Raw genomic sequence first — 13,118 nt, 5'->3', positions numbered from 1 at the left:
GTTAGTTCGCCAGGGTCAAGCGGACGGTGCTTGCATATTGGATTATCGCGGATTAGCTTTCGAGGCTCAATGATCCGGCCCGCTCTTGGCCTCATCCAGCGGGCTGCCGGAATATGACCGGGATGCAAAATCCTGGCTTGTGATGGCGAATGCATTTCAAGCGAGTTTAAAAAATTTTGTTTGCTTCGAAGGCTCTGTCATTTGGCTAACTTTAGGAGGTGCTTGTGGAAACCCAGATGAAAGCCGCGATCTTGAGGGAATTTGGTTCTCCATTGACCGTGGAAATGCTGCCAGCGCCCGTCCTTGGTACGGGAGAGGTTATCGTCGACATTGCCGCCGCACCGGTCCTTAACTACGCCGCGGAGGTATTAAGCGGTGCGCGGCAATATCTGCTTAATCTGCCTGCGGTACCGGGGCCGGGAGCTATCGGCCAGGTCAGGGCTATCGGAGCAGACGCCACCCATCTGGCGGTTGGCGATTGGGTCTGGTGTGATCCCACCTTTCGCTCCCGAGACGACGCCCCCTATCCAGATATTACGCTGCAGGGCTGGAGCGCCCGCGGACCAGGCGGATTGCGGCTGCAAGACCTTTTCGGTCACGGAACCTGGGCCGAACAGACCTTGATACCGACAGAAAACGCGATATTGATCGGCGATATCTCTCCCGACGATGCGCCTTCCTGGTGCAAGATTGGTGCTTTCCTGGTCCCCTATGGCGGCTTGCTGGCCGCTGACCTGAAGGCTGGCGAAACCGTGCTGATCAGCGGCGCGACCGGCGGTTTTGGAAGCGCCGGCGTAGCGACGGCTTTGGCAATGGGCGCCGGCGCCGTTGTGGCGACCGGACGAAACGCCAAAGCGCTGGCGGATCTGAAAGATCGCTTTGGTGCGCGCGTTTTTCCGGTGCAGATGACCGGAGAGGAAGAGGTGGACCGTTCGGCGATACAGGCGGCTGCTCCTGGCGAGATAGATGTCGTGCTGGACATCCTGCCCCCTGCTGCCCTGCCGTCGCAGGCGCGTGCAGCAATCATGGCGGTCCGGCCTTATGGGCGCGTGGTGCTGATGGGCGGAATCGGCATGGAAGGCGGCGGCATACTGGAACTGCCCTATGTCTGGATCATGCGAAATTGCGTCTCGATCATCGGCAATTGGATGTATGATGCGACCGCACCGAGAGACATGGTCAAGCTGATCAAGTCCGGATTGATTGACATCGATAATTATCAGATCCAGCCCTTTCCCCTCGAACAGGCCCCGGAAGCTGTTGCACATGCTGCGCGTCATGCCGGCCCGTTTGAGCTGACTGTGCTGCGACCCTGATCAAAAAAGGCGGACACACTCGGTTTCCGGGATAAAGGCTCGCGCGAATGACGGCCTATGGTGCCATAGCTGACTTCGTCGCGCCACCAGGAGGCCCTTTCCTGTAGTAAACCAAATAGGCTATTTACATCGATACAATTTACCAAAGATGCGAGTGACAAAAATGGACAGCCAATTTTTTCCCGGCTGACCACGCTCACCCCGCTCAGTTGGACACCGCCACAAACTGCAATCATTCCTCGAAGGAGAAGTGGTCCGGATCCTAGCATCTCAGTTCTGTTAGGATCGGAATCAGACCTTGATCTGGCTGCCGCAACATTCCTATGCGCTTTTCCCAATCAGTTTATAGGGGATCATCATGCAGCCAAAAGCAAGTTTATGCGCGCTCAGCGCGCTTTGCATGCCCCTTCTCGCAACACCGCTCAGCGCGCAGACGCAGGGGGCCGACGCTGCTGACAAAGACGACGATATCGTGGTTTACGGACGGGCGTTGAAAGAGGTCGGCATCGCGCAAAGCGGATCGCAAGGCACCGTAGGTTACGCGGATTTTGATGACGTGCCGATATCCCGGGCTGGCGAGCTGGTCGAGAATGTCCCCGGCGTCATCGCCACGCAGCATTCCGGCAGCGGCAAGGCCAACCAATATTTTCTGCGCGGGTTCAACCTTGACCATGGCACCGACTTTGCCGGATTCGTCGATGGCGCTCCAGTCAACATGCGCAGCCACGGCCACGGCCAGGGCTATCTTGATTTTAATTTCCTGATTCCCGAAACGCTCGAACGGATTGATTATCGAAAGGGTCCCTATTTCGCTGATGTCGGTGACTTTTCCGCTGCCGGCACCGTATCATTCCGTACCAAGGACAGGATCGCGCCCTTTGCCAAGCTGGAAGCGGGCGCCTTCGGCTTTCGTCGCGGGCTTGCCGGTGGAAGCACAGCGATCGGCGATCTCGATCTGCTGGTCGCCGGCGAAGCACAATCCTATGACGGACCCTGGGTCCTCGCCGAGGATCTTGAACGCTTTTCCGGGCTTGTGAAACTCTCCGGCGGCAGCATCGGGGACAACCATTTTTCCTTGCAGTTAAACGCCTATGATTCGCAGTGGAGATCGACGGACCAGATACCGGAACGGGCCGTCGCCAGCGGTGCGATCGACCGGTTCGGTTTCGTTGACGGCGATCTCGGCGGCAACACCACACGGCTGGGCGCGGTCGCCAATGCCGATCTCGGCAATAGCAAAATCACCGCCTTTGCCACCTATTATGATTTCCGACTGGTCTCGAACTTCACCTATTTCCTCGAAGACCCGGTCAACGGCGACGAATTTGTCCAGCAGGATGAGCGCTGGACCCTTGGTGGATCGCTGAGCCACACGATCAATATCGGTCCGGCATCGCTCACGCTCGGCGGTGAACTCCGTCATGACGCGATCTCCGGCGTCGGCCTGTTCAACAGCGTTGGCGGGAATCCGATAAACACCATACGCTTCGACCGGATCAAGGAAACCGGGCTCGCTGCCCATGCGACAGCGGAAGTAAAACTGGCTGATAATCTGCGCGCTTTTCTTGGTCTGCGCTACGACCATCTGTTTTACGACGTGAACGCCGATCTTGCTGCCAACTCCGGCAATGGCGATGCAGGAATATTCGGCCCCAAGGCTGGTCTCGCATGGAAAGCGGCTGAGGGCCTGGAACTCTACGCCAATTATGGCCAGTCTTTTCATTCCAACGATGTGCGGGGGGCGACCATCGCCGTTGATCCGGTCAGCGGGCTGGCCGCGGACCGGGTACCGGTTTTTGCCAGAGCAGAAGGCGCTGAAGTTGGCGCGCGGATTGAGCGGGGCTCGTTCGATGCATCCATAGTCGGCTTCTGGCTGGCCCTCGATTCAGAACTGGTCTTCGTCGGCGATGGCGGTGCTACCGAAGCCAATGACGGCTCCCGCCGCTATGGTGTTGAAGCCAGCATGTTCTGGCGACCAACCAACTGGCTGACGATTGACGCAGCCTATGCCCATACCCGCGCCCGCTATGTCGGCCCGGCGGCCGGCGAGCGGGCGATCCCAGGGGCGGTGCCGGAAGTGCTGTCCGCAGGGCTCACCGTCAAGCCGCTCCAGACGGTGACCCTGACCACGCAATTGCGTCATTTCGGCAGTGCGCCGCTGATCGAAGATAATTCAGTACGATCCGATGCCACGACTCTGGTCAATGTCGGCACCTATGTTGATGTCGGCCGGCTTACGATCGGCGCGGAGCTTTTCAACCTGTTCGACGCAAAGGATGCGGACGTAACCTATTTTTACGAATCGCAGCTGGCGAGCGAGGCCGCGCCGGTTGAGGACCGCCACTTCCATCCGGTGGAGCCTCGCCAACTGCGTATCAGCGCGCGCTACCGTTTCTGACGCACCACCGTTCGCCCGGTAACGGGTCGTTCCCCCAAAAGGGCTATCATCCTAAAGAGCGAATTCGGCAGCATTTTAAGAAAAGTTTCGACAAGATATTGGCGAAAGGCCTATCCAGCTTTTTTATTTGCCAACAACATCGGACCTTCCCTTGATACTGAATATTTTCATCATCCTGTCGGCAATCGCGACCGGCTTGTTGCTGCTCGCGCCGCGCCTGTCAAAATCTCCCGTCTGGCGCGCGACAGTGACACCGCTGGCATCGATCATCGGCAGCGGTTTTCTGGTACTCGCACCGATTCTGGTTTCTGATTATGGCTTTATCGCGCCGCTGATCATGGCCGGACTGTGCCTCGGTGCCTTTCTGTTCGGATCGGCAATCCGGTTCAACATCCTGTATCGCAATGTCGACGACCCGGTTCAGGATGACGGAATCGACCGGCTGGAACTGGCCGCATCCTGGGCGCTGGTCTTCGCCTTCACCATTTCGGTTGGCTATTATCTCAACCTGTTCGGGGCCTTCGGCGTCAGCCTGACCAGCTTCGACAGCCCGGCCAACGCCAAGCTGCTGACCTCCATCATCTATATCCTGATCCTGATCGTCGGCTGGACGCGTGGGTTCAAGGCGCTGGAAAAAATGGAATATAGCGCGGTCACGCTGAAGCTGGCGATCATCGTCGGGCTGCTGGTCGGTTTGACCTGGTATTTCTATCAGAAAGCCAGCGCCAACACGCTGTTTGTCCACGCACCGGTGCTGTCTGGCTGGCCTGCGATCACGCTCGCCTTCGGCCTGATCATCACCGTGCAGGGTTTCGAAACATCCCGTTATCTCGGTCACAATTATGATGCAGCCACCCGGATAAAGTCGATGCGCCTGGCACAGATTGTCAGCGCGGTGATCTACATGATCTACATCGGTCTGTTCGCCTACAGCTTCGAGCGCGAGCAATTTGCCCTCACCGAAACCGCGATTATCGACATGATGGGGATCATCACGCCGGTCCTGCCCCTGCTGCTGGTCGCCGCAGCGCTGGCCGCGCAATTCAGCGCCGCGATTGCCGATACCAGTGGCTCCGGCGGCTTGGTCGAGGAACTGACCAGGGGCAAGATCAAGGCCCGCACCGGCTATGCGATACTCGTCGGGATCGGTCTGTTCATGACGTGGAGCGTCAATATCTTCCAGATCATCGCTTATGCCAGCCGTGCTTTTGCGCTTTATTACACGCTGCAATCGCTGATCGCGGCCAGGCGCGCGTTTCTGGTCAAGGGGCACCGGCTGAGGGGCTTCGGCTTCGTGCTGCTGGCAATACTCGGGATGCTGATCGTGCTGTTCGGCAATGATGTCGAATCATCAAACGGCTGAGCCCTTTCGAGCCACAATGCGGGATGGTCGGGCTATCAACAAGCGACGATAACAAGCGGGCGGGGAAACAGCATGTCGGCGCAAGCCGAGGCGATCAGCCTTGAGCGGAATCGCCCGGTCGAAGTGATGGCTCCGGTCCGGCACCGCTAGCGGTCAACAAAACGGTCGTCAGTCGATGACCCCTCGTCTCCGCGCCTGCCGATAGGTGCCGAGGATACGGACCATATTGCAGTGGAAAGCAAGTTCCGCGAGCGCTGCGTCAACCTTCGGATCACCGGGTGCGCCCTCGATATCGGTGTAAAATTCGGTCGCTGCGAAGCTGCTGCCCTGCTGATAGCTTTCGAGCTTGGTCATATTGACGCCATTGGTGGCAAAGCAACCGAGCGCCTTATACAGCGCTGCCGGGATATTTTTGACCTCGAAAATAAACGTCGTCATCAGCGGGCCACCGGCTTCCGGCAGGGCCGCTTCCGGGGCCAGCACGACGAAGCGCGTGATATTGTCAGGCGCATCCTCGATCGATTCCTCGACCGGCTGCAGCCCGTAGATCTGGGCCGCGAGCGGAGGGGCGATGGCAGCGGCATGCGGATCATCATGCTGTGCGACAAACGCGGCAGCGGCGGCCGTGTCGGCATAGGCGACAGGAATGATCCCGCGCTTGCGCAGATAGTGGCGGCACTGGCCAAGCGCCTGCGGGTGGCTCATCGCGGTGTGGATTTCGGCATCAGCGGAGCGCGCCATCAAACAATGGCGGATCGGCATGAAATATTCATCAACGATATGCAGACCCGATTCGGGCAGTAAAAAATGGATATCCGCCACCCGGCCGTGCAGCGAATTTTCGATCGGGATGATCGCGCTGCCGGCCTTGCCATGCTTCACCGCATCGATCGCATCTTCGAAGGAAAAACAGGGCACCGGCAGGCCCTCAGGCGCATAATCGAGCGCTGCGAGGTGAGAATTGGCGCCCGGCGCGCCCTGAAATGCGATCGCCTTCTCCGGCTGTTCAGCGCCTTTTTCGGCCATTTTCATGACCATACCCAATGCGTTTTTCGGAAAGCTGTCCATCTCGTCCCTCTTGTCGCTGTCCCGATAGTCGAACGGCATGCAGCGGGGCAAGAGGGAAGTAGCCTGCCGATCCGGCTCCCGGCGATTTTGTATCGCGGTCGGCACAAAATACGGCAATTGAGGCCTTGCGTTGCTCCGTCCTGCTCTTTACAGACAGCACAAATTTGGCAGGCCCATGGCCGCCGCTCACTCAGGGGTTTGAGACAATTTATGAGCAACAATAATACCATTGCAGGTTGGGTACTGGCTGGCGGCATCGCGGCTCTGGGTTTTTCCATTGTCAGCGGCAAATATTTCCACGCCGACAAACATGAGCGCCCCGAAGTAATGGGCTATGTCATCGAAGGCGTCGAATCCTCCGACGGCGCTGCGAATGCCGGCCCCTCGATCGAGACGCTGCTGCAGACCGCTAATATCGCCGCGGGCGAAAAGGTTTTTGGCAAATGTGCAGCGTGCCACACGATCAATCAGGGCGGTGCCAATGGTATCGGACCCAATCTTTGGGCGGCCATGGGCAAACCGCATGGCCACGTCGCCGGCTTTGCCTATAGCGATGCGCTGAAAAGCATCCCTGGCAACTGGGACTGGGAAGGCATGAACGCCTGGCTCACCTCACCCCGCGCTTATGCTCCGGGCACAAAAATGACCTTCGCCGGCCTCGGCAAGGCAGAAGATCGGGCCAACCTGATGGTCTATCTGAACGCGCAAGGCTCCAATCTGCCACTTCCAGCGGCTCCCGTATTGGAAGAAGAGGACAAAGGTGAAGAAGGAGCCGAGGCGACTTTCGAGGCCGAGGCTGGCATCGATGCCGAAGCACCAGTAGCAGACGAAACCAACGCTGCGGACGAGTAATCGACCAATAACCGGGCGGCGTCAGCCGCAATCCAGTTCGTAAAATTCGGTTATGATATTCCAGGCTTCGGCGGCGGTTTCGACGAACTGAAACAGGTTCAGGTCGTCGCGGCTGATCGTGCCTTCCTCAGCGAGCGCCTCGAAATTGATCACCCGGTTCCAGAAGGCTTTGCCGAACAGCAGAATGGGAAGCTTGTCCATCTTGCCGGTCTGGACCAGCGTAACCAGCTCCAGAAACTCATCGAGCGTTCCAAAGCCGCCGGGAAACACCGCTACCGCTCTGGCGCGCAACAAAAAGTGCATCTTGCGCAGCGCGAAATAGTGAAACTGAAAACTGAGCGACGGTGTCACATATTCATTCGGCGCCTGCTCATGCGGCAACACGATATTGAGCCCGATCGACTCCTTGCCAGCATCGGCAGCACCGCGATTGGCCGCCTCCATAATTGACGGGCCGCCGCCGGAACATACGACGAAGTCGCGCTTGCCATTGGCCGAAATACCGCACGCACTCGCCAGTCGGGCCAGTTCGCGGGCCTGGTCATAATATTTGGCTTTTTCTTTCAACCGCTCGGCGATTTTCCGTGATTCGTCATCCTCTGCCAGTTCGATCAGCGCATCGGCCTTGCTTGGCTCGGGAATGCGGGCAGATCCGTACATGACGAGGGTTGAACCAATGCCGGCTTCGTCAAGCAGCATCTCGGGCTTTAGCAGTTCAAGCTGAAACCGGACCGGACGCAGTTCTTCGCGGAGCAGGAACTCGGTATCCTGAAAAGCCAGGCGATAGGCGGGATCACGCGTCTGGGGAGTACCGATGTCGGCCTTCTCGGCAAATTCGGCTTCCTGCTTTGCGTGGTAGAAACGACGGTCGTGGAGATCTTTATTGGTCATCAATTAGCCCTAAAGCAAAGATTTGGGGCTGACCAGAGGCCTTATCGCTCTACCGGCAATATCCATTCCCGCTCATGTCGAAGTGGAAATGATTGCGGTGGGCAGCGTTGTAATTTGGCCCCAGAACCGTGCCGAAACGCTTGCAGGCACTATTATGGATAGCGGTCAGAAACTGCATTTCCCGGCGTCCGCTTTTCCAATTATCCTCGACGGTTATCCGCCTGCCATCGTTGAGAACGAAAGCGGACACGTCAATTGCATTGGCATGAGCATGTTCCGACAACTTGCCCGATCCGGCGATGTTGCGGCAACTGTAGCTGCCCATAGTTTCAATCCGCTTCAGATCACTGCCAAGATATTGGCGCGCTGCACGCTTCACGGCATATTCCGTCCAGGCGGCAAATTTTTCGGCCAGCTCGCACTTGACCGGTCCGAGATTGGTTACGTCGGCCCCGACATCCAGCAGTTTGATGCTGTCAATCTGACTGCAGCCACCGCTGAACTGGCGATTGGGCAATGGCGAAAAACGCACATTGGCCTTCCCGAGTTCGCTGAAACACTGGCGAACAGACGGGCTCGGGTCAAACGCGCCAAGACCGGCGGAAGTTGTGGGGCGTTGCGCCCGATCCCCCCGACCGTCCGGGATCGCGCCGCAAGCGGTCATCATTAATGAAACAGCGGCCAGACCAAATATACTGCGGAACACGTGAAGTTTCGGTTCTAATACTCTCATGCTCAAAAAATAGTCATAAGATAGTTAATATCGGACTAATGAGGACAATGAGAGCATATTAGCCCGGTTACCGGCCCAGTTCATCTGCGCTTCTCCATTCACTCTCCCAAGGCTCGCGACGGCTATGGATGATTGCTTGTCGCCTGGCTCCAATACTTGCGATGCGACCCCCTAATCTGGTTGAAAAATGAATAAGTCCAAGGTCAATGGTAGCTGCTATGAAGTCTAGGGCACTCCGCCCGAAGGACAGCGAGCCGAAGCCTATTTTCATCCGGAGACTCTCGAAAAACTGCTGGTTTCCCGACGCGGCGAAATAGTGTTTCGAAAGAAATAGCTGGTTTCAGTCGCTACCAGAAATGCGCTTGACATGCTGCGTTGCAACAGACAAAGCGGCGTCGGGCCACGCGGTCCCAACGCCGCGCGAGCTCTCTGTAAGGAGAAGCGTTTAAATGACTGATACGACTGTACCGACGCCTGAGTTGCGTCCTGACTGCCCGAATTTCTCTTCGGGTCCGACCGCCAAATTCCCCGGCTGGTCCCTCGACAAAATCAACACCATCGCCATGGGCCGCTCGCATCGCAGCGCCACCGGCAAGGCCAGGCTGAAATATGCCATTGACCTGAGCCGCGAACTGCTCGGCATTCCCGACGACTATCTGATCGGCATTGTGCCGGCCTCCGATACCGGAGCCGTCGAACTCGCGATGTGGAATATGCTCGGTGCGCGTCCGGTGACGGTGGCTGCATGGGAAAGCTTTGGCAATGTCTGGATCCAGGACGCGGTCAAACAGCTGAAGCTGGAAAATCTGACCGTCCTCGATGCCGACTATGGCGAGATTCCCGACCTGACGACCATCGACAAGGGTGATGACGTGGTTTTCACCTGGAACGGCACGACGTCGGGTGCAAAAATTCCCGATACGGACTGGATTGCCGATGACCGCGAAGGCGTGACCATCAATGACGCGACCAGCGCCGTTTTTGCCCAGCCGATGGACTGGTCCAAGCTCGATGCAACGACCTACAGCTGGCAGAAGGTCATGGGATCGGAAGCCGGTCACGGCATGCTGATTCTGAGCCCGCGCGCCGTCGAACGGATCGAAAGCTATTCGCCGTCTTGGCCGCTGCCGAAAATCTTCCGGGTGAAAAAGGGCGACAAGCTCAACACTGCGATTTTTGAAGGCGCGACGATCAACACGCCGTCACTGCTGGCGACCGAAGACTATATCGCTTCGCTGGAATGGGCGAAATCAATCGGCGGCCTGGCGGAGTTGCATGCCCGCGCCGACCGCAACGCCAAGATAGTCCACGACTGGCTCGAAGCCACGCCATGGATGCGCAATATGGTCAGCGATCCGGCAAAATGGACCAACACGGGCGTCTGCATGGTGTTCCAGGGCGACTGGTATGACAGTCTCGACGACGAGGCCAAAGCTTCTGTGCCGAAGAAGATCGCCGGCATGCTCGAGAAGATGGACGTCGCCTATGACTTCAACGGTTATCGCGATGCGCCACCATCACTGCGCATCTGGTGCGGATCGACCGTCGAGGAAGAAGATGTTCGCCGTCTGCTGACGTGGATCGAATGGGCTTTTGCTCAGGTGAAATCCGAACTTTCCTAGCTTTTGAAGCCCCCCGGCAAGCGCCGGGGCCCAAAGCCACGTCCTAAATACTGGTTTGGAGGCCGCCCTGCGCTGGCCTGACAATACCGAGAAGGAATCCAGAATATGCCAAAAGTACTTATATCCGACAAAATGGACCCCAAAGCCGCCGAAATTTTCCGTGAGCGGGGTTGTGAAGTCGATGAGATCACCGGACAAACGCCGGAAGAACTGATGAAGATCATCAGCGAATATGATGGTCTGGCCATTCGGTCTTCGACCACGGTCACGCCAGAGATACTGGCCGCAGCGACCAACCTCAAAGTCATCGGCCGTGCCGGCATCGGAGTCGACAATGTCGATATTCCGGCCGCGTCTGCCAAAGGCGTTGTCGTAATGAACACGCCATTTGGCAACAGCATTACCACAGCGGAACATGCGATCGCCCTGATGTTCGCTCTCGCTCGTCAGCTGCCCGCAGCCGACGCTTCTACCCAGGCCGGCAAATGGGAAAAGTCCAAGTTCATGGGCGTCGAACTGACCAGCAAGACCCTGGGACTGATCGGAGCAGGCAATATTGGTTCGATTGTCGCCGAACGTGCCATCGGCCTACGTATGAAGGTCGTGGCTTACGACCCCTTTCTGACCGAAGAGCGTGCGGTCGAAATGGGCGTGGAGAAAGTGTCGCTGGACGACCTGCTTGCCCGCGCTGACTTTATCACCATGCACACCCCGCTTACCGATCAGACGCGCAATATTCTGTCAGCCGAAGCCATTGCCAAAACCAAACCCGGTGTGCGGATCATCAACTGCGCCCGCGGCGGCCTGATCGATGAGGCTGCATTGAAGGAAGCTCTGGAGTCGGGGCATGTCGCGGGTGCAGCGCTCGACGTCTACGCCCAGGAACCGGCGAAAGAAAACGCATTGTTCGGCACTCCGAACCTCGTTTGTACGCCGCACCTCGGTGCTTCAACCAGCGAGGCCCAGGTCAATGTCGCCATTCAGGTCGCCGAGCAAATGGCAAATTATCTGGTCAATGGCGGCGTCGAAAATGCGCTGAACATGCCCAGCCTTTCGGCAGAACAGGCGCCGAAGCTGAAGCCTTATATGGCGCTTGCCACCCAATTGGGGTCTCTCGTCGGCCAACTGGCTGCCGATCAGATCAAGGGCGTTGCGGTCGAAGTCGAAGGTGCAGCGGCTGAGCTTGACCAGAAGCCGATTACCGCAGCGGTGCTTGCTGGCCTGATGCGGGCCTATAGCGACACGGTGAACATGGTCAACGCACCCTATCTGGCGAAAGAACGGGGTCTCGATGTCCGCGAAGTCCGCCATGAGCGGGAAGGCGATTATCACACGCTGGTCCGGGTTTCGGTAACGACCGACGAAGGCGAGAAATCGGTGGCCGGAACGCTGTTCGGTTCCTCCGGTCCGCGACTGGTCGAAATGTTCGGGATCAAGGTTGAAGCGGATCTCGAGGGCGATATGCTCTACGTCGTCAATCGCGATCAGCCTGGCTTTATCGGCAGCGTGGGTTCGACGCTTGGCGCCGCAGGCGTCAATATCGGGACGTTCCACCTGGGTCGTCGCAGCGATGCACCGGGCGGCGAGGCGGTTCTGCTGCTGTCGATCGATTCACCGGTCGAAGAGGCCGTCTTGTGGTCGGTTTGCCAGCTGGAAGGTGTGAAGACGGTCAAAGCGCTGAAGTTTTGATCCGATAGCAACCGAGCCAAGAAAAAAGATGGCCTGAGCCTCTGCTTGGGCTATGGAGCGTGGCCATGCAAAAGCCATCCAATCTCTTGCCCGAAGGGTTCCATGACGCGCTGCCGCCTTATGCCGAGGCGGCCTCGCGGCTGGAACGTGATGTCCTCGATACACTGGCCAGCCACGGCTATGCCCGGGTAACACCGCCACTGGCCGAATATGAGGACGGGCTTACCGAACGGATGCACGGGGCATCGCGGAGTGACCTGATGCGGATGGTTGACCCGATATCCCAGCGCACACTGGCGCTGCGACCCGACATGACCATGCAGATCGGGCGTATTGCGGCGACCAGCCTGGCGGAACGACCGCGCCCGCTGCGGCTGAGCTATTCCGGACAGGTCCTGAAACTGCGCTCCGGGCAGCTGCAGCCGGAACGCAGTCGTCTGCAAATCGGGGCCGAGCTGATTGGTACCGACAGCGTCGTCGCCGCCAGCGAGATTGTCTCGGTCGCGATTGAAGCGCTTGAGCGTGCCGGGGTGACCGGTATCACGCTCGACATCACCATGCCCGACCTGATCGATATTCTGGCAGCGGGGCCATTGCCCTTGAATGCTTCGCAGATTGCAGATGTGCGTGGCGAACTGGATATGAAAGATGCCGGCGGGTTGGTGACGATTGGCGCAAAAGGCTATCTGCCGCTGATCGAAGCAACTGGACCGTTCGAGGAAGCGATGAAGAAACTGCGCGCGTTTGACCGCGACGGGCAGCTCGGTTCACGGCTGGATGGTATTGCCCAGATTGCAGAGAGCGTTAAGGGGAAAGCGGACCTGACGCTCGACCCGACAGAGCGGCATGGTTTTGAATATCAAAACTGGTTTGGCTTCACGCTATACGCAGAAAGTTTTGTAGGCGCCCTGGGCCGTGGCGGTAGCTATGAAATAGCCCGGTCAGACGGCGGATCTGAAGCGGCTGTCGGCTTCTCGCTCTATCCTGATCCTCTGATCCACGCGGGCTTTGGAGCGAAAACCAGCGCTCAGGTCTTTTTGCCGCTGGGCCATGACCCAACGGCCGCCGCCAAGCTCCGTGAAGCAGGCTGGCGCACGGTGGCAGCGCTGTCGGCATCTGATCAGCCACAGACGCTTGGCTGTTCACATATTTTGAACGGCGACCAGCCGGAACCCTTGTAAGGAAG

General features: G+C 58.1%; 10 protein-coding genes. 7 read left to right on the top strand and 3 right to left on the bottom strand.

Features of this window, described 5'->3' with window-relative positions; genetic code table 11:
- The first annotated feature begins 224 nt into the window (after nt 1–224).
- The 3 genes from ACN0WW_RS14935 to ACN0WW_RS14925 all read left to right on the top strand — a co-directional run bounded on the left by ACN0WW_RS14935 (nt 225) and on the right by ACN0WW_RS14925 (nt 5,077).
- A complete protein-coding gene (locus tag ACN0WW_RS14935) occupies nt 225–1,316 on the top strand; it encodes a zinc-binding dehydrogenase (protein WP_417613664.1) in 1,092 nt (363 codons plus the stop codon).
- Nucleotides 1,317–1,716: 400 nt separating this feature from the next.
- Entirely contained in the window at nt 1,717–3,714 is a 1,998-nt protein-coding gene (locus tag ACN0WW_RS14930) for a TonB-dependent receptor (RefSeq protein ID WP_417613663.1), read from the top strand.
- Between the two features lie 151 nt (nt 3,715–3,865).
- The gene (locus ACN0WW_RS14925) at nt 3,866–5,077 is read left to right on the top strand and encodes a hypothetical protein (RefSeq protein WP_417613662.1); all 1,212 of its coding nucleotides are present in this window, start codon (nt 3,866–3,868) and stop codon (nt 5,075–5,077) included.
- A 168-nt stretch (nt 5,078–5,245) separates the two neighbouring features.
- Here ACN0WW_RS14925 and ACN0WW_RS14920 read toward each other — a convergent pair whose 3' ends face one another.
- A complete protein-coding gene (locus ACN0WW_RS14920; protein ID WP_417613725.1) occupies nt 5,246–6,145 on the bottom strand; it encodes a prephenate dehydratase in 900 nt (299 codons plus the stop codon).
- A 210-nt stretch (nt 6,146–6,355) separates the two neighbouring features.
- On the opposite strand from ACN0WW_RS14920, the gene ACN0WW_RS14915 reads away from it, so the two are divergent.
- Complete coding sequence (locus ACN0WW_RS14915) at nt 6,356–6,997, top strand: c-type cytochrome (RefSeq protein ID WP_417613661.1); 642 nt, start codon at nt 6,356–6,358, stop codon at nt 6,995–6,997.
- A 21-nt stretch (nt 6,998–7,018) separates the two neighbouring features.
- Here the strand turns inward: ACN0WW_RS14915 and ACN0WW_RS14910 are convergent, their stop codons facing one another.
- Both ACN0WW_RS14910 and ACN0WW_RS14905 read right to left on the bottom strand, forming a co-directional pair.
- Entirely contained in the window at nt 7,019–7,888 is an 870-nt protein-coding gene (locus ACN0WW_RS14910; protein WP_417613660.1) for a TIGR00730 family Rossman fold protein, read from the bottom strand.
- A 49-nt stretch (nt 7,889–7,937) separates the two neighbouring features.
- Nucleotides 7,938–8,552 carry an extensin family protein gene (locus ACN0WW_RS14905; protein WP_417613724.1) on the bottom strand — a complete coding sequence of 205 codons (615 nt, stop codon included), beginning with the start codon at nt 8,550–8,552 and terminating at the stop codon, nt 7,938–7,940.
- A gap of 518 nt (nt 8,553–9,070) precedes the next feature.
- Here ACN0WW_RS14905 and ACN0WW_RS14900 point away from each other — a divergent pair.
- The 3 genes from ACN0WW_RS14900 to ACN0WW_RS14890 all read left to right on the top strand — a co-directional run bounded on the left by ACN0WW_RS14900 (nt 9,071) and on the right by ACN0WW_RS14890 (nt 13,113).
- On the top strand, nt 9,071–10,243 hold the full coding sequence (locus ACN0WW_RS14900) for a phosphoserine transaminase (protein WP_417613659.1): 1,173 nt from the start codon (nt 9,071–9,073) through the stop codon (nt 10,241–10,243).
- 105 nt (nt 10,244–10,348) lie between these two features.
- Entirely contained in the window at nt 10,349–11,932 is a 1,584-nt protein-coding gene (gene serA, locus ACN0WW_RS14895) for a phosphoglycerate dehydrogenase (RefSeq protein WP_417613658.1), read from the top strand.
- A gap of 65 nt (nt 11,933–11,997) precedes the next feature.
- Entirely contained in the window at nt 11,998–13,113 is a 1,116-nt protein-coding gene (locus ACN0WW_RS14890; RefSeq protein WP_417613657.1) for an ATP phosphoribosyltransferase regulatory subunit, read from the top strand.
- Nucleotides 13,114–13,118 lie beyond the last annotated feature (5 nt).

The sequence above is a fragment of the Parasphingorhabdus sp. genome, from assembly GCF_048269865.1.
Taxonomy (GTDB): Bacteria; Pseudomonadota; Alphaproteobacteria; order Sphingomonadales; family Sphingomonadaceae; genus Parasphingorhabdus.
The sequence above is the reverse complement of the archived record's forward strand: the minus strand, read 5'-3'. Positions and strand labels throughout refer to the sequence as shown.

Bases quoted from the DNA above. Each gene is read 5' to 3' on its own strand.
- ACN0WW_RS14930 (WP_417613663.1), top strand. From the start codon at position 1,717: ATGCCCCTTCTCGCAACACCGCTCAGCGCGCAGACGCAGGGGGCCGAC.
- ACN0WW_RS14920 (WP_417613725.1), bottom strand. From the start codon at position 6,145: ATGGACAGCTTTCCGAAAAACGCATTGGGTATGGTCATGAAAATGGCC.
- ACN0WW_RS14915 (WP_417613661.1), top strand. From the start codon at position 6,356: ATGAGCAACAATAATACCATTGCAGGTTGGGTACTGGCTGGCGGCATC.
- ACN0WW_RS14910 (WP_417613660.1), bottom strand. From the start codon at position 7,888: ATGACCAATAAAGATCTCCACGACCGTCGTTTCTACCACGCAAAGCAG.
- ACN0WW_RS14905 (WP_417613724.1), bottom strand. From the start codon at position 8,552: ATGACCGCTTGCGGCGCGATCCCGGACGGTCGGGGGGATCGGGCGCAA.
- ACN0WW_RS14900 (WP_417613659.1), top strand. From the start codon at position 9,071: ATGACTGATACGACTGTACCGACGCCTGAGTTGCGTCCTGACTGCCCG.
- serA (WP_417613658.1), top strand. From the start codon at position 10,349: ATGCCAAAAGTACTTATATCCGACAAAATGGACCCCAAAGCCGCCGAA.
- ACN0WW_RS14890 (WP_417613657.1), top strand. From the start codon at position 11,998: ATGCAAAAGCCATCCAATCTCTTGCCCGAAGGGTTCCATGACGCGCTG.